This is a genomic window from Ihubacter massiliensis (genome assembly GCF_024125305.1).
Classification (GTDB): Bacteria; Bacillota; Clostridia; order Peptostreptococcales; family Anaerovoracaceae; genus Hominibacterium; species Hominibacterium faecale.
The window spans coordinates 2,864,996-2,881,491 of sequence record NZ_JAMXVH010000001.1 but is presented as its reverse complement, the minus strand read 5'-3'; the positions used below and the strand labels follow the sequence as shown (position 1 = coordinate 2,881,491).

General features: G+C 49.3%; 13 protein-coding genes. All 13 read left to right on the top strand.

Annotation, left to right across the window (positions count from 1 at the left end):
- Positions 1 to 204 precede the first annotated feature (204 nt).
- Entirely contained in the window at positions 205 to 1,833 is a 1,629-nt protein-coding gene (locus NIA71_RS13390) for an amidohydrolase (RefSeq protein WP_253020649.1), read from the top strand.
- Between the two features lie 12 nt (positions 1,834 to 1,845).
- Positions 1,846 to 3,132 carry an MFS transporter gene (locus tag NIA71_RS13385; protein ID WP_253020648.1) on the top strand — a complete coding sequence of 429 codons (1,287 nt, stop codon included), beginning with the start codon at positions 1,846 to 1,848 and terminating at the stop codon, positions 3,130 to 3,132.
- Positions 3,129 to 4,745, top strand: coding sequence for an amidohydrolase (locus tag NIA71_RS13380; RefSeq protein WP_253020647.1), 1,617 nt, complete (start codon positions 3,129 to 3,131; stop codon positions 4,743 to 4,745). The genes NIA71_RS13385 and NIA71_RS13380 overlap by 4 nt, the downstream gene beginning before the upstream one ends.
- Before the next feature lie 1,818 nt (positions 4,746 to 6,563).
- A complete protein-coding gene (locus tag NIA71_RS13370; RefSeq protein ID WP_148398231.1) occupies positions 6,564 to 7,250 on the top strand; it encodes a response regulator transcription factor in 687 nt (228 codons plus the stop codon).
- Complete coding sequence (locus NIA71_RS13365; RefSeq protein WP_253020646.1) at positions 7,237 to 8,226, top strand: sensor histidine kinase; 990 nt, start codon at positions 7,237 to 7,239, stop codon at positions 8,224 to 8,226. Before NIA71_RS13370 ends, NIA71_RS13365 begins: the two co-directional genes overlap by 14 nt.
- A gap of 82 nt (positions 8,227 to 8,308) precedes the next feature.
- Positions 8,309 to 8,998, top strand: coding sequence for an ABC transporter ATP-binding protein (locus NIA71_RS13360; protein ID WP_148398235.1), 690 nt, complete (start codon positions 8,309 to 8,311; stop codon positions 8,996 to 8,998).
- Positions 8,995 to 11,583, top strand: coding sequence for an ABC transporter permease (locus NIA71_RS13355; protein WP_253020645.1), 2,589 nt, complete (start codon positions 8,995 to 8,997; stop codon positions 11,581 to 11,583). The genes NIA71_RS13360 and NIA71_RS13355 overlap by 4 nt, the downstream gene beginning before the upstream one ends.
- A 269-nt stretch (positions 11,584 to 11,852) precedes the next feature.
- Positions 11,853 to 12,281 (top strand): 50S ribosomal protein L13, encoded by a 429-nt coding sequence (rplM, locus tag NIA71_RS13350; RefSeq protein ID WP_148398238.1) that lies wholly within the window; start codon positions 11,853 to 11,855, stop codon positions 12,279 to 12,281.
- Between the two features lie 19 nt (positions 12,282 to 12,300).
- Entirely contained in the window at positions 12,301 to 12,696 is a 396-nt protein-coding gene (gene rpsI, locus NIA71_RS13345; protein ID WP_148398240.1) for a 30S ribosomal protein S9, read from the top strand.
- Between the two features lie 213 nt (positions 12,697 to 12,909).
- Positions 12,910 to 13,806, top strand: a complete 897-nt coding sequence (locus tag NIA71_RS13340) for a LysR family transcriptional regulator (protein ID WP_253020644.1) — start codon at positions 12,910 to 12,912, stop codon at positions 13,804 to 13,806.
- 154 nt (positions 13,807 to 13,960) lie between these two features.
- Entirely contained in the window at positions 13,961 to 14,632 is a 672-nt protein-coding gene (locus NIA71_RS13335) for a CoA transferase subunit A (RefSeq protein WP_253020643.1), read from the top strand.
- Entirely contained in the window at positions 14,607 to 15,269 is a 663-nt protein-coding gene (locus NIA71_RS13330; protein WP_269478385.1) for a 3-oxoacid CoA-transferase subunit B, read from the top strand. The genes NIA71_RS13335 and NIA71_RS13330 overlap by 26 nt, the downstream gene beginning before the upstream one ends.
- 11 nt (positions 15,270 to 15,280) lie before the next feature.
- The gene (locus NIA71_RS13325; protein ID WP_253020642.1) at positions 15,281 to 16,486 is read left to right on the top strand and encodes an MFS transporter; all 1,206 of its coding nucleotides are present in this window, start codon (positions 15,281 to 15,283) and stop codon (positions 16,484 to 16,486) included.
- Positions 16,487 to 16,496 lie beyond the last annotated feature (10 nt).

The following is a 16,496-nucleotide window of genomic DNA, read 5'->3' as shown; positions in this document are numbered from 1 at the left end:
TAGTTACGAAAGACTACAGGGGGCTTTTTTCATTATGCAGCAAATTTCAATACCCCTTATACTTCCATCGAAGTATTCTGGTAAAAAAGAGGTACGACCGGTAGTAGAAAAATACAGATTCTAAGTGTTTTAAAAATTTTCAAAAGATTTAAACTTTAATTAAACGAATTCGTTGAACATTACAAAGGAAACGAGGAAGCAATTATGGAGAGAGCAGATTACATATTGAAAGGAGCCGCAATCTTTGATGCGGTTGCGGATGAACCCTTCGCAGGTTTTCTTGCAGTCAAAGGCCGGCGAATCATCAAAGTCGGCCGGGGAGACGCGGATGAGCAGAATTTTATTGACAGCCATACCCAGGTTATCGATTGCGGCGGCGGGCTCATCATGCCGGGACTGATCGATGCACATATGCACTTTTTTGACGGCATTTTTCAAAACAGCAAGTACATGTGCAGAGAACTCTTCGCCTGCAAATCCGCCCGCCAATGCGTGTCGGTAATCAGAAAATTTGCAGAAGAGCATCCCGACTACAAAACGATTACAGGAATGGGATGGTTTATTCCAAGCTGGGAAGATGGGGAGCCGCCCCACAAGAACATGCTGGATCAAATTTGCCCGGACAGGCCTGTTTACCTGATGTGCGCTGACGGACATTCCTTTTGGCTCAACTCAAAAGCCCTGGAAGAATGCCGGGTCGATCCCAACAGAAAGCTGCTTTTCGGCTCCATCGAGGTGGATGAAACGGGCGAGCCTAACGGCCTGCTCCATGAGATGGATGCCTGCGCGCCCTGTGCGGCGGCGGCTCAGGCCCTGCCGGAAGGGCAGAAACGGGAGCTGATTGTGGACTTTATCCGCCAGCTTTCCAGCCATGGAATCACCAGCACCACCGACATCACCGTGCTCCCGGAGCCGGGTCCTGTTAGCGAAGAATTGGAGATCGTTGGGGATCTGGAAAAGGAGGGAAATCTGGATATACGGCTCCATCTTTATCCCAGCCTGGGGACATCGCCGGACTTCACCACAATTGAGGAATACCGGCAGCGGTTTCATTCGAATAAATTGCGCGTGGCCGGTCTGAAAGCATTTGTGGACGGCGTTCATGGAAACCATACGGCGCTGCTGCTAAGCCCATATGCGGATCAGGCGGACGGAGCAGGCGCTTCCTTTTACCCGTTTGAACATTACAAGAGGCAGGTCACCGCTGCCAATGGGTGCGGTCTTGGCGTCAAGCTCCACTGTACTGGCGAGGGGGCCGTGAGAATGGCTCTGGATGCATATGAAGCTTCCCGTCAGGCCAACGGACCGCTGCCGGTGAGAAATTCCATCGAACACGTGGAAACGCTCCAAGAATCCGATATTAAGCGATTTGCCAAGCTGGATGTTACCGCTTCCATGCAGCCGGTTCATTTAATGGCCATCGGCAGCGGTTTGAAAGATAAGCTGGGCGAAGAACGGGCAAGATACCAATATGCAGTCAGGTCCCTGCTGGAAATCGGCGCCAATGCAGCTTTCGGCACCGATTATCCGGTGGCGCCTTTCCAGCCATTGCCGAATGCCTATTTTGCTGTAACAAGGTGCGATGAAGAGGGACAGCAGGTGGAAGAGCCGATTCGGGAAAATATCACGTTAGCGCAGGCACTTCGGGCGTACACCTATGGCAGCGCTTACTGCCTTCATGCAGAGCAGCAGCTGGGCACCCTGGAGGAGGGAAAGCTGGCCGACATAGCCGTTTTCAGCGAAAACCTCTTCCAACTGGAGCCCAGGGAGCTTTTAAAAGCGCGGATTTGCTTGACTATGGTGGATGGAACGATTGTATATAAACAGAAATAGGAGGTAAGTATTATGAAATCATTCTCGTTCAAAGATGAAAACGGAAAATTTTATTACGGATGGTGGATCGTCATCACCGGTGCCATTATTACCGGTCTGGTTTACAGCGGCATTGTGTCCGTGACCGGCGTCTTTATGCTGCCGGTCACCCAGGACCTGGGCCTTTCGGTGGCAGCCTATTCCTTTTACCTGACCATCATGTCCATCACCGGAATCATTACCCTGGCCATTGTCTCAAAATTCTTGGACGAAAAGCGGATTAAAAAAATCATGATCACCGCGGGAATCATCGGGGTCATTTCCTTTATTGGGTTCGCTTCAGCTAAAAGTCTGACCATGTTTTATATCTTTGCCGTGCCTCAGGGCTTTTGCTTTGCTGCCATGACCATGACTCCATGCCAGCTGCTGGTGTCCAACTGGTTTGGCGAAAAAGCAAAGGGCAGGGCGATCAGCCTGCTGCTCACCGGTATGACACTGGTTTACATCGCAGAGCTCAATATCCTCAATTTGGTGATCGGCAAAATGGGATGGCGCGCAGGATACATCGTCCTGGCTGTATGTGTGGCAATTGCCGTTTTAATCGCAGCAAAGCTGGTCGTCTGGAGTCCGGAGAAAAAGGGTCTAAAACGAATCGGTGATGTGGAAGACGCAGAAAGGGAGCAGCTGCAAGCTTCGGGAACCAGAGGAATTGCTTTCAGCGTCGCTATTCGCAGGCCCATTACCTGGCTGGTGCTGATTTCATGCAGCCTGGCTGTGATCGCGTCCAGCTCCATTTTACAGCACGGCATTCCCACCATGGTAATTGCCGGATTCTCCGCGCCCCAGGCCACGGCCATCACCTCTATCCTTTCCCTGATCATGGTGGTAACAGGACCCGTAGTAGGATGGATCTGCGATCGGTGGCGTCTGTCCATCGCTGCAGTAGGCAGTGCCCTGTGCTTTGCCGGATCTGCTGTGGGACTGTCCCTTCTCAGCGTTTCCAAGAGCGCGGTCATCGTGTACAGCGCCTTCTATATCTTCGGTGTTGCCAGCATCAATATCATTTCCCCGCTTTTGATGAACTACATGTACGGCGAAAAGGATATGCCCAGGCTCATCGGATATGTCAACATGTTCGTTGGAATCGGCGGAGCCTTTGGAGCCGCCGGGCTGGGAGCCTTGTACGAACATTTCGGTTCCTATCAGATTCCATGGCTGATCATGGCGGCTATTCTGGCAGTGGTAGCTGTGATCCGTGGCTTCAGTACCACTAAAAAAAGAAAATATTGCCCGGACAATGAAGGAGTGGAAAGCAAGTGAAAGCAGATTTGATTTTGAAAAGCAGGACCATCTTTACGGGACTTGATGATGCTCCCATCTCCGGCTCGGTGATCATAAAAGGAAACCGCATCCTCTCAGTGGGAGAAACGGACCTTTCCCAATATGACTGCGATGTGGTTTTGGACTATGGAGACAAGCTGATTCTTCCGGGTTTTGTAGACGCCCACGTCCATTATTTCCTGGGAGCGATCGCAGAAAGCGGCCGTATGTGTACGGAAATCGCAAAGGCCGCATCTGAAGAGGAATGTCTGCGGATGGTGAAAGCCTTTGCCGCCCGACACCCGGAGGAAAAGCGCATTCTGGGAATGGGCTGGTTTCCGGCCAACTGGAACGATGCGCCCCTTCCGGATAAACGATCTTTAGACGCAATTTTTACAGACAAGCCGGTCTATCTCATTTCCGCGGATGTCCACACCTTTTGGCTCAACAGCAAGGCCCTGGAAGAAGCGGGGATTACGGAAGATTTGCGTCCCAGGAGCGGGTCTGTCGGTAAATTTGAAAACGGTGAGCTGAGTGGACTGCTCTTTGAGCCGGAAGCCTTTAGTCCTGCGATGGCCAAAGTCATGGATTTTGATGCCCAAGAGATGAAACAGTTTCATAAAACATTCCTATCCCGCATCAATGCCTGCGGTGTTACCTCCATCAGCGAAATGTCCGCCGATGATTACAACGAGGCGGCAAATCGGAATTATGCGATCATAAAGGAAATGGAAGAGGCTGGAGAACTCACCTGCCGTCTGCACATTTATACCCGTTTGGATGGCTATACGGACTTTGAAAAAGCTAAGAAACTGCAGGCCAGGTACTGCTCGGAAAAGCTGCGGCTGTCGGGAGTAAAGGGGTTTCTTGATGGGGTCACTTCCACCTATACGGGTCTGCTGCTGGAGCCTTATTCCGATCGGCCTCAGACCTGCGGGGAGGGGGTGCCGGGTGCTCCCTTTGAGGAAAACCAGGCATCCGTTACGGCGGCCAACAAGGCGGGGCTTGGCGTGAGGCTTCATTGTATCGGAGACGGCGCGGTTCGTATGGCACTGGACCTGTATGAAGGATCGCTGAAAGCCAATGGAAACCACGGCCAGGTGAACACCATTGAACATATTGAAAGCATCCATCCTCAAGACCTTCCCCGCTTTGCCCGGCTGGGCGTGATCCCTTCCATGCAGCCTTACCATCTGGTTCTGGATCAGAATGAAAAAATCAGCCGCATCGGAGAAGCCCGCTGCAGATGGGAATGGCCTCACCGTTCCATTTTGGATGAGGGCGGCCAGCTGGCCTTTGGCACCGATTATCCGGTGGTGGATTTTAATCCGTTTCCATCGATCTATGCGGCTGTCACCCGGATGGACGATCAGGGACAGCCCGCAGGGGTCAATCCGCAAGAACGCATCAGTCTGGCGGAAGCATTGAAAGCTTATACATCCGGGGCGGCGAGGGCGTATGGAAGGGAGGATATCGGAGCCCTGCAGGAAGGAAAGCTGGCGGATCTTGCAGTGGTGGACCGGAATCTGTTCGCAGCGGATGCCAGTGAAATCAAGGATGCCTCCGTTGTGTTGACGGTGATGGATGGAAAAACTGTATATTCGGGGATATAAAGTGTTGAAAATCTGTTGAAATGAGACGGGACTTTTGCAGTTCCGTCTTTGCCGTGCCTTGGCTTAAATTGGGAAAATTTTATTGGAAGTTTTCGCTTTTTACGCAAAGCAGTGGGTTTGCGGGGCCTGATCTCGGCAGCTTACGGTCCTCGTGGCCTCGCTGCGAATTTGACAGCGCCAGATCGTTGGAACTTGCGTAAAAAGCGAAAGTTTGTTTCAGTTTTTTCCCGAAGAACCCACAGCCTATCTCCAAGCCGCCGCAGCCTGGCATTGCGGAAAACTCCTGTAAAAATTTGCATTCTTTACGCAAAGTTGTAGGCTTGCAGGGCCTGATCCCGGCAGCTTACGGTCCTCGTGGCCTCGCTGCGAATTTGACAGCGCCAGATCGTTGGAACTTGCGTAAAAAGCGAAAGTTTGTTTCAGTTTTTTCCCGAAGAACCCACAGCCTATCTCCAAGCCGTTGCAGCCTGGCATTGCGGAAAACTCCTGTAAAAATTTGCATTTTTTACGCAAAGTTGTAGGCTTGCAGGACCTGATCTCGGCAGCTTACGGTCCTCGTGGCCTCGCTGCGAATTTGACAGCGCCAGATCGTTGGAACTTGCGTAAAAAGCGAAAGTTTGTTTCAGTTTTTTCCCGAAGAACCCACAGCCTATCTCCAAGCCGCCGCAGCCTGGCATTGCGGAAAACTCCTGTAAAAATTTGCATTCTTTACGCAAAGTTGTAGGCTTGCAGGGCCTGATCCCGGCAGCTTACGGTCCTCGTGGCCTCGCTGCGAATTTGACAGCACCTGGTCGTTGGAACTTGCGTAAAAAGCGAAAGTTTGTTTCAGTTTTTTCCCGAAGAACCCACAGCCTATCTCCAAGCCGCCGCAGCCTGGCATTGCGGAAAACTTCTGTAAAAATCTGCATTTTTTACGCAAAGTTGTAGGTTTGCAGGGCCTGATCCCGGCAGCTTGCGGTCCTTGTGGCCTCATAGCGAATTTGACAGCGCCAAATCGTTGAAACTTGCGTAAAAATTGAAAGTTTGTTTCAGTTTTTTCCCGAAGATCCCACAGCCTATCTCCAAGCCGCCGCAGCCTGGCATTGCGGAAAACTTCTGTAAAAATTTGCATTCTTTACGCAAAGTTGTGGGTTTGCAGGGCCTGATCCCGGCAGCTTGCGGTCCTCGCGGCCTCATAGCGAATTTGACAGCGCCTGGTCGTTGGAACTTGCGTAAAAAGCGAAAGTTTGTTTCAGTTTTTTCCCGAAGCGCCGGGCGGCCTATCTTCACTCCTGTAAACAGGGCTGTCACATGAAAACTTATAAAAGTGTGATGATGCACACAGAATTATCAATAATTGTGTGATTGAATTGTGATTTTATGATAAACTGCATGTATAAAATGGTTTGAAGCACTTCTGAAAAGAACATACTTTCTGAAACGGCGTTTTCGTTTTCGCCAAACGAGTATATTTCAATCCACTGCAAACTGTTTGAGGGAATATTCATCTTGCGGTGTTTGTTTCAAGGCTGTGGCAAATCCATATTTTCGGAGAGGGCAATACGCGAACAACGGCCGTGTTCTTTATTAAGTATCTGAGAACACTTGGCTTTTCAGCGGCAAATGATATCTTTGCAGAACATGCGTGGTATTTCAGAAATGCCCTTGTTCGCGCCAACTATACCGACCTGCAGCAAGGTATTTACGGGACAACGGAGTACCTTGAAGCGTTCCTCAGAAATCTGCTTTTGGATGAAAAAAAAGCTGCACAATCAGAATCTGCACATAAAGAAGTAATCGTCTGAAGAGGTGCTGCAAAATCATGTAAGGAGGGATCCAATGCCACGAATTTTTTTAGTCGAGGACGACAAGGCCATTTCCAAAAATCTAATGCTGCTGCTCCGCTCCGAGGGCTTTACGGTTACCTGCGCCGGCTCGCGCGGAGAAGCCCTGGAGGCACTGGAGGAAAATAAGTTTGATCTGGCCCTTGTGGACATCTCCCTGCCCGATGGCAACGGCTTCACCGTTTGCACGGAAATTAAGGCGTCCCAGGACATTCCCGTGATTTTTCTGACGGCTTCCGGCGACGAAGCCAGCGTGGTTACCGGGCTCAATATGGGAGCGGATGATTATATCACAAAGCCCTTTCGCCCCCGCGAGCTGATTGCCAGAATCAAGACGGCTCTGCGGAAAAGGGGACGCCCCGGATCGGAGGTTGAGATCGGAGGACTTCATGTGGATACGGCCAGCGGCGTTGTTCGAAAGGACGGCAGTGAGGTGTTTCTTTCCGCCCTGGAGTACCGCCTGCTGCTGATCTTTATCAGCAATCCCAAGAGCATTATTACCAGAGGCAGGCTGCTGGACGAACTATGGGATGCAGCCGGCGAATTCGTCAATGACAACACACTGACGGTCTACATCAAGCGCCTGCGGGAAAAGATCGAAAGGGACCCGGCAAACCCGCAGATCATCCTCACTGTTCGCGGGACCGGTTACAGACTGGGGGACGGATATGCTTCGGAATAGAGAATTTCGCAGGTTCGCCCTGGTGTTTACCCTGATCGCCGCCATTTTTACAGCGCTGGGATTTTCCATAAAGGCGGCCGCGGGAATCCTTTTCCTGGGCGGAGCCGCTGCTTTTGCGACGGCTTTTTGTGTGTTTACCAAAGCCCGGTATCAAAACATAGCTCGAATCTCCGACCAGATCGATCAGGTGCTTCATAATGCGGAGCATCTGTTTATCAGCGATTCGGAAGAGGGGGAGCTTTCCATCCTCAGCAGCGAAATCCAAAAAATGACGCTGCGGATTCGGGAGCAGAACGATATTTTAAAAAAAGAAAAGGCACATCTTGCCGAATCCCTGGCCGACATCGCCCACCAGCTCCGCACCCCGCTGACCTCGGTAAACCTGATTTTATCCTTGCTGGACAATTGCACGGATGAAAAGGAGCGGAAAGCCTTTGTGCGGGAAACAGAAGAACTCCTGGTGCAGATGGACTGGCTGCTCACTTCCTTATTAAAGCTGTCCCGCCTGGATGCAGGGGTTGTTGTCTTTCAGTGCCAGCAGGTGGATGTGAGAGAAATGATCTCCGCCGCCGTCCGGCCGCTGGCCATTTCCATGGAGCTGCGCGATATCGATCTGACGGTGGACGTGCCTGAAGGAATGGTGATTGAAGGAGATGGCGGCTGGCTTTCAGAAGCGGTTCAGAACATTATCAAAAACTGCATGGAAAGCGCTGGGGAAAAGGGGACAATTCAGATTTATTGCGCAGATAACCCGCTGTTTGCCCAGATTACCATCCGCGACAGCGGCAAAGGCTTTGAGAAAGAGGACTTGCTTCATCTGTTTGACCGGTTTTACCGGGGAAAAAGCGAAAACGCAGCCGGATATGGCATTGGGCTGGCCCTCTGCAAGACCATCCTTACGCGCCAGGGCGGAGCGATTACAGCCAAGAATCATCCCAAAGGAGGGGCGGTTTTCATCATCCGTTTTCCAAAGTGACGGATCTCTCACTTGAAAGTCACGGAGATGTAAGTTTAAGGTTCTATTATATGGGTAAACCAAGAGAAAGGAGACTCACATAATGGACTTTTTAAGAATTGAAAATCTAAGTAAGGTCTACGGCAAGGGCGCCAACCAAGTGATCGCCCTGGACCACGTTTCACTGACAATCCAAAAGGGGGAATTTACTGCCATCATCGGTTCGTCAGGATCGGGCAAATCCACCTTGCTGCACATCATCGGCGGCGTGGATGTGCCCACAGGCGGCAAAGTGTACCTGGACGGACAGGACGTTTATGCTCAGAACAATGAAAAGCTGGCTGTTTTCCGCCGTCGTCAGGTGGGGCTGATTTACCAGTTTCACAATCTCATTCCAACCCTCAATGTGGTGGAAAACATTACCCTGCCCATCCTGATGGATAAGCGCAAGGTAAACCAGGAGCGGCTTAGCGATCTGCTGGAGCTTTTGGGTCTGCAGGATCGGAGGAACCATTTGCCCAATCAGCTTTCGGGAGGCCAGCAGCAGCGAGTTTCCATCGGGCGGGCTCTGATGAACGCCCCGCAGGTCTGCCTTGCCGATGAGCCAACCGGCAGCTTGGACAGCAAGAACGGACAGGAAATCATAAGCCTGCTCAAGCTGAGCAATCGAAAATACGGCCAAACCCTGATCCTGGTTACCCATGATGAGAACATTGCTCTGCAGGCAGACCGCATTATTTCCATCGCGGACGGAAAAGTCGTGCGGGACGAGAGGCAGGCGGTACGGCTATGAACATCTTTAATAAAGTTGCCCTCCAAGGCATGAAAAAGAGTCCGACCCGTACCATCGTAACGGTGATCGGCGTGATTCTATCCGCCGCCATGATTACGGCGGTTGCCGCGTTTGCCGTCTCTTTGCAAACCTATATGGTAAAGGGCGCAATGGAGAAATACGGAGATTGGCATGTGGAGTTTCTGGACGTAAATGACGCTTTTGTCAAGGAACAGGCCAAAGATCAAGAAGTTAAAAATACCGCGGCCATTGAAAATATTGGCTATGCAGCGCTCAAGGGCGGAAAAAACCCGGAAAAACCGTATTTGTTTGTGGCGGGATTTTCTAAGGAAGCCTTTGATACCCTGCCGATTGATCTTCTTTCCGGGCGGATGCCTGAAAACAGCGGGGAAGTTGTTCTTCCTGCCCACGTGGCTTCAAACGGAGGCGTGAAATACGAAGTGGGCGATACCTTGTCCCTGGCTGTCGGCGATCGGGAAGCGGGCGTAAAGGAGTTGGGCCAGCACGACCCGTACGCTGCTGGCAATGAGAAGAATGCGGTCAGAGAACATCTGGAAACAAATGACCAAAGGACTTACAAAATCGTCGGAATCTGCGAAAGACCGGCTTTTGAAGAGTTTTCCTCACCGGGCTATACCCTGATTACTGCGGCGGACTCGGCGCACCCAGCAGGCAGTCTCAGTGTCTTTGTCACCCTGGACAATCCCAAGGGAACCCGGGATTATGCAGCCAGCGCGGCCGGAAGCCATGCCTGCGTCTTTAACGACGATGTGCTGCGGTTCATGGGTCTCTCAAACGACAACTTGTTCAATATGCTTTTGTATTCAGTGGTGGGAATTCTGGTCGTTATGATCATGATCGGCTCGATCTTTTTGATCTATAATTCCTTCAACATTTCCCTGAATGAACGCACGCGGCAGTTCGGAATCTTATCATCGGTAGGAGCTACAGCCAGACAGCTGCGAAACTCGGTGCTCTTTGAAGGATTTTGCATCGGCGCGGTGGGCATACCCATCGGCGTGCTGGCGGGAATCGGCAGCATCAGCCTGGTCATTTCCATAATCTCCAAAAACTTTGCCAGCTTTGCTTACAGCAGCGTACCTTTGAAACTGATGGTGTCCGTTCCGGCCATTATCGCTGCGGCGGTGGTGAGCATGATTACCATTTTGATTTCCGCTTATATCCCGGCTAAGAAAGCTGCCGGCACTCCTGTGATGGAGAACATTCGGCAGACCAATGAGGTGAAAGTGGACCCAAAAGCCGTTAAAACATCAAAGCTGGCGCAGCGGCTTTACGGTTTGGAGGGCACACTGGCTTTGAAAAACTTTAAACGCAACAAGGGGCGTTATCGGAGCATTGTCCTCTCTCTCACTTTGAGCGTGGTTCTGTTCGTTTCGGCAGGAACGTTCGGTGCTCATCTGAAGCAGGGAGCGGAGCGGTCGGCGGTAAACAGCGACTATGATATCTGTCTCTATACACAAAATGGAAATGACGACGAGTTATTTGGACTTTATGACCGGCTTCGGACTGCGGGAGGTGTTTACGAAAGTTCTTATCAGAGCATTTTAAAGTACAGATGTCCGGCCGCAGCCGGGGATTTTTCCCAGGGGTCTCAAAAAGCTGCCGGACTTGATGGGACAAAGGAAACGGTTGATCTGTCCATGGATATCCAATTCATTGAGGACAGCATATATCTGGATTTTATCAAAAGCCTGGGCTTGTCTCCAACAGAATATACCGGGGAAAACGCCAAATTGATCGCTGCTGCCAAGGTGAAAAATGACAGGCAGAAGCAGGATGAAAAGAATTCCCTGATCGATTTGTTCGCAAAAAACTCAATTGACGTGCGCATTGCGCCTGAAAAAGACGGTAAGCCCCAGGCAAAGCAGGGACAGGATGTGAGCATCACCTTTGTCGATACCATCCCGTCGGATACGCTGCCAACAGATCCTTCTGAGGTAAAGCCGTATGTTTTTATCGCAGTGGCTCCTTATCAGTTAAAGGATCGATTCGATAGTGCCGGGGTCCAAAATCAGATGGGATTGACGTTCCTCTCAAAGAACCCGGCTCAGTCGACGGCGGAAATGGAAAAGATGATCCAGGGTGCGGGACTTGCATCCAAATATACCCTTTACAATGTGCATAAAATATTTGAGCAAAACCGCAGCTTGCTCTTTGTGGTAAATCTGTTCGCATACGTTTTTATTATCATGATTTCGCTGATTGCCATTGCCAATGTGTTCAATACCATTTCCACTAATATCAGACTACGCAGGCGGGAACTGGCTATGCTTCGTTCTGTGGGAATGTCTGATCGGGATTTCCAGAAAATGATGAATTTTGAATGCGCCTTTTATGGCATGCGCACCCTGCTGCTGGGACTTCCCATCGCAGCGGTCCTCTCCTTTCTGATTTACAAGGTGATGGCAGCGGGCGGGCTGGATCTGGAATTCATCTTCCCATGGAGCAGCATGGGCATCAGTATAGCCGGGGTGTTCCTGGTCATTTTTATCACCATGCTCTATGCCATCAGCCGCATCAAAAAAGAAAATATTATCGATGTGCTCCGTGACGATATGGCCTGATTTTAGTCCGATTTGCGGTAATTGGGCCTGAAAGGAAAAGAAAATGCCCAAAAGGTGCAAAAACCTTTGACTTTCAGGCCCAGTAAGTGTAAAATATCCTCGTGTCGCAAACAGTGGCACGTTTTTCGCGCGAGCAGGATGGGAGAGCCGTCCGGAGCGAGCGCGGCTAAAAATCGTTTTAGTTCGTCGAAACCAATTCTTTAGAATTCGAGTAGACAGAGCCGAACCAGATCCCGCAGGGATCCCAGTAGGTAGAAAGGAAAAGGAAAATGAGTTCATTTATCGCAAAGCCTCATGAAGTTGAACGTAAATGGTACGTTGTAGACGCAGAAGGCAAGAACCTCGGCAGAATGGCTTCGCAGGTCGCGGCTATTTTAAGAGGAAAGAACAAACCGACTTACACACCTCACGTTGACTGCGGTGATTATGTGATCATCGTCAATGCTGACAAAGTGGAAGTGACAGGCAAGAAGAGAAAAGAAAAGATCTACAAGAGACATACCGGATATCCGGGCGGTCTGAGAGAGGTCACTTTCGAGCAGTTAATGGAAAAACATCCGACTGAAGTGGTAAGACATGCGATCAAAGGCATGATGCCAAACGGCAAACTCGGCAGACAGATGTACAAGAAACTGAAGGTTTATGCGGGACCGGAACACGATCACGCAGCGCAGAAGCCGGAAGTTTTGGATATTTAGAGAAGGGAGGAATTGAACAATGGCAAAAACGCAATATTACGGAACAGGAAGAAGAAAGTCTTCAGTTGCTAGAGTGAGATTAATCCCTGGTACTGGAAACGTGACAGTAAACGGAAAACCTCTGGACGATTATCTGGCAATGGAAATCGTAAAAAGAGAAGTTAAACGGCCTTTCGAAATCGCAGGCTGCGAAGGCAAGTTTGACGTAATCGCTACCGTGAGCGGCGGCGGATACACCGGACAGGCCGGAGCTCTGAGACATGGTATTTCAAGAGCACTGTGCGAAGCGGACAGAGACGCCTACAGAGCGCCGCTGAAAGCTGCCGGATTCCTGACAAGAGATTCAAGGATGAAGGAAAGAAAGAAATACGGACTCAAAAAAGCCAGAAGAGCAAGCCAGTTCTCAAAACGTTAAGAACTGCACCGCAATTCGAACTATCATCAAACCCCTTCCGGGAGCTATCCGGAAGGGGTTTTTAGATGGCCCGGCCGCAGAAATGAGCTATTTGTGCAGAAATTAGTATAAAGGCATTCAAGCGGGTTATTTTATACCTGCTGCGTTGTGTGGCTGGTGAATATATGTTAATATTGTTATAAGATAGTGCATTTCCAAAAGTAGAGGTGAAGCATGGATACTAAACAGTTTGAATGTTTTTTTGAAATCGTGAAACATGGAAGCTTTACAGCTGCCGCAACCCATCTATATACAAATCAGTCCACCGTCAGCCGGAAAATTTCAGAGCTGGAAAGCGAGCTGGGAATGCCATTATTTAAGAGAAATTCCAGAATTTTGGAATTAACGCAAGCTGGTGAAATCTTTTATGAAGAAGGACAGGAAATTTTGAGGCGTATAAATGCCCTGCATAGTAAGATTGAAAACATCAGCATAGGAAAAGCCGGGAAACTTATCATCGGAATGCCGTTTAATATACTTGGACTCCATGAGCGGAGAATGATCCGGACTTTAAGAACCGAATACCCGAGCCTGCAGCTGTCCTTCATATCTCTTCAGCCTGAAGAAGTGAATACGGCAGTTGAAAACGGAGACATTGACGCAGCGATAACGTTGGACCATTTAACAAAAACGATTCCAGAGGAGATCGTGAAAAAGCCGTTTTTCAAAGACAAGGTTGCCTTTATCGTACATGATGAGGACGAATTATGCGGTAAAGCGCATGTTGTGATCGAGGATTTATATTCCAAGCCTTTGGTCTTGTGGAAAAGCAGCAAGCTGGCCCAGCCGGAATTTATCGCTCGCCTGCTGGTACAGATCGGGCAGAAGAAGATGACGGAGCCGATCTTTTGCAATAATTATGAGAGCATGGTGATGGAGGTATCCCTTGAGAATGGGATCGGAATTTTGCCGAGATTGCTTGTGGAGAGAAATCCGTCCGATAATATAAAAAGCATTGAGGTCGAGGGCATTGATGATGCAATGAATTATGTTATTTTATATAACAAGAAAAATGTGAAGCCGGGAATGGAGTCGTTTATCAGCAAGTGCATCGAGCTTGCCAACAGCTGATTTTGCGACTGCAATCGCAGCAGAAGCTGAAGGTCTGATCATTCAGGCTTTCGGTTTTTTTTTGCGTCTTTTCATGCAGATTACGCATTCGACAATGCATAGTTGCTTTGTTAATCTTAAAATATAAAAATATAAGAGGACAGGAGCAATGCGTATGAAAAAGAAAATAATAGACATAGAGACCTTCAAATCTTTTCTTAAGGATGATATGCGTATTATGGTCGGAGGTTTTGCCGGATGCGGCGTTCCGGATGTTCTGATTCAGGGAATTCTGGAATCAGGGGTGAAAAACCTGACCATCATTTCCAACGATTCCACACATCCTGGCGAAGGAATCTCGCTTTTAATTGCCAATAATCAGATAAAGAAGCTGATTGCATCACACATCGGAATGAATCCCCAGACTGGAGAAAAATACAATTCAGGTGAATTGGAGGTACAGCTTGTGCCGCAGGGAACTTTAGCTGAATCCATCAGAGCTGCCGGTGCCGGACTGGGCGGCGTTCTTACCAAAACCGGTCTTGGTACAGAAGTTGCGGAAGGCAAAGAAACCATCGTGATCGATGGTGAAACGTATCTAGTTGAAAAGCCAATCCATGCTGATATGGCGGTGATCCGCGGCTCTGTTGTGGACGAATTCGGCAACACTACATATAAAGGTACCACCAGAAACTTTAACCCTGTTATGGCGACTGCTGCAGATTTGGTTGTGGCAGCGGCAGAAAAAGTTGTGAAAATCGGAGAACTGGAGAAAGAAAATATTGTTACACCAGGGATCTTTGTTGACTATATTGTGGGAGGTGAGCCTGTTGAGTTTAAAAGATAGTATCGCAAGACGAGTTGCACAGGAAATCAATGACGGCGATGTTGTAAATCTGGGTATTGGTATGCCTGAACTGGTTGCCAACTATATTGCTCCTGAATATACGGTTTGTTTCCAGTCTGAAAATGGTATTCTGGGCATGGGCGGCATGGTGCCAGAAGAAAGCATGGACGCCAATGTGATTAACTCAGGCTGTAAGTGTGTAGATGTGAATCCATATGGCTGCTTCTTTGACAGTGCCACATCCTTTGGAATTATCCGCGGCGGTCATGTGGACGTTACAGTGCTTGGCGTGCTTGAAGTGGCAGAAGACGGATCCTTTGCCAGCCACAAGATCCCAGGCAAGCGGGTTCCCGGCATGGGCGGCGCCATGGATTTGGTTATGGGCTCCAAAAAAGTAATCGTTGCTACGACGCACACGCAGAAGGACGGAAGCGCTAAAATTATCAAAAGGCTTACGCTTCCGGCCACTGCTGTGAAAAAGGTGGATCTGATCGTAACGGAGCTTAGCGTGATCCGCGTTTCTGAGCAGGGAATGATCCTGGAAGAAATTGCAGAAGGGTATACCGTTGAAGATATTCAGAAAGTGACTGAGCCTGCATTGATCATTTCAGAAAACCTGAAAGTAAGAACAGAATAGAGGAAGCGGTGATGAAAGATAGAAAATCCTTGTTTAACAATGGTTACATGTGTATCGGAGCGGGAACCGTCACCATGTTTTTCCTCGGTGCCATGTATGCGTGGACTTATTTTAAGGTGGCTCTTCAAGGTGTCTATATAGAATGGTCACAGACACAGATCACGCTGAACTTTACCATTATGATGATCTCTTTCTGTTTGGGCGGACTGCTTGCCGGAACTTTATCTAAGAAAGTTACTTCCCGCATGGAAATGGCGCTGGCAGCTGTACTGGTAGGACTTGGTTTTTTGGGGATGTCGCTGCTTCCCGAAGAGGGTAGGACGGCATTGTACCAAATGTATATTTGTTACGGAGTTTGTACTGGGACAGGCATCGGAATCGCATATAATACGGTGCTGTCCAATATTCAGCCATGGGCGAAGAATGTGGGTCTGGTATCCGGTATGCTTCTGATGGGAATGGGTTTCGGCGCCCTGCTTCTGGGCAATGTGGCAGACATCCTGATCGGGCATGTGGGAGTTGCCATGACCTTCCGCATCTTTGCCATATTGATGATCTTGATCATGGTTCTCGCAATACCCTTTATCCATAAACCTTCAGAAATGAAAACGGCAGCTGCCGGGGCGGCATGGGATCCGATCAACAAGGAATATTCTACGAAGGAAATGCTGCGCAGAAAAACATTCTGGATGTATTTCTTTTGGAATATCTGCGTTTCAGCCGGAGGAATGCTGATCATCAATTCCGCATCGTCCATCGCAGTATATTTCGGATACGCGGCTGTGCTCGGACTGGTTATTTCTGTGTTCAATGGCTGCGGAAGACTGCTGATCGGCAGCATTATGGATAAGAGCGGATGGAAATTCACAATGTATCTTAACAATATGCTGATGATACTGGCAGGAGTACTGCTTTTTTCCGGGGACCGCATTGCTGCCGGAGCAGTAGCTCTGGCGGGGATGCTCATTATGGGGATCTGTTATGGCGGTGGCATTACGATTTCTGCATCCCTCATTCGCACATTATACGGGGAAAGGCATTATGCCTCAAATTTTGCGATCTGTAATCTTTGCCTGATCCCTGCATCCATTGCAGGTCCATTGCTGTCGGCCAGGCTGCTGGATATGGCGGGAGGCAGCTACAATACTACATTTATTATGGTGATCGTACTGGGTATTATTACGCTGGCCATGAACTTCTTTATCAAAGAAGCTTAGGCTATTTTTA

Bases quoted from the DNA above. Each gene is read 5' to 3' on its own strand.
- rpsI (WP_148398240.1), top strand. From the start codon at position 12,301: ATGGCAAAAACGCAATATTACGGAACAGGAAGAAGAAAGTCTTCAGTT.
- NIA71_RS13365 (WP_253020646.1), top strand. From the start codon at position 7,237: ATGCTTCGGAATAGAGAATTTCGCAGGTTCGCCCTGGTGTTTACCCTG.
- rplM (WP_148398238.1), top strand. From the start codon at position 11,853: ATGAGTTCATTTATCGCAAAGCCTCATGAAGTTGAACGTAAATGGTAC.
- NIA71_RS13355 (WP_253020645.1), top strand. From the start codon at position 8,995: ATGAACATCTTTAATAAAGTTGCCCTCCAAGGCATGAAAAAGAGTCCG.
- NIA71_RS13385 (WP_253020648.1), top strand. From the start codon at position 1,846: ATGAAATCATTCTCGTTCAAAGATGAAAACGGAAAATTTTATTACGGA.
- NIA71_RS13325 (WP_253020642.1), top strand. From the start codon at position 15,281: ATGAAAGATAGAAAATCCTTGTTTAACAATGGTTACATGTGTATCGGA.
- NIA71_RS13370 (WP_148398231.1), top strand. From the start codon at position 6,564: ATGCCACGAATTTTTTTAGTCGAGGACGACAAGGCCATTTCCAAAAAT.
- NIA71_RS13340 (WP_253020644.1), top strand. From the start codon at position 12,910: ATGGATACTAAACAGTTTGAATGTTTTTTTGAAATCGTGAAACATGGA.
- NIA71_RS13390 (WP_253020649.1), top strand. From the start codon at position 205: ATGGAGAGAGCAGATTACATATTGAAAGGAGCCGCAATCTTTGATGCG.
- NIA71_RS13335 (WP_253020643.1), top strand. From the start codon at position 13,961: ATGAAAAAGAAAATAATAGACATAGAGACCTTCAAATCTTTTCTTAAG.
- NIA71_RS13360 (WP_148398235.1), top strand. From the start codon at position 8,309: ATGGACTTTTTAAGAATTGAAAATCTAAGTAAGGTCTACGGCAAGGGC.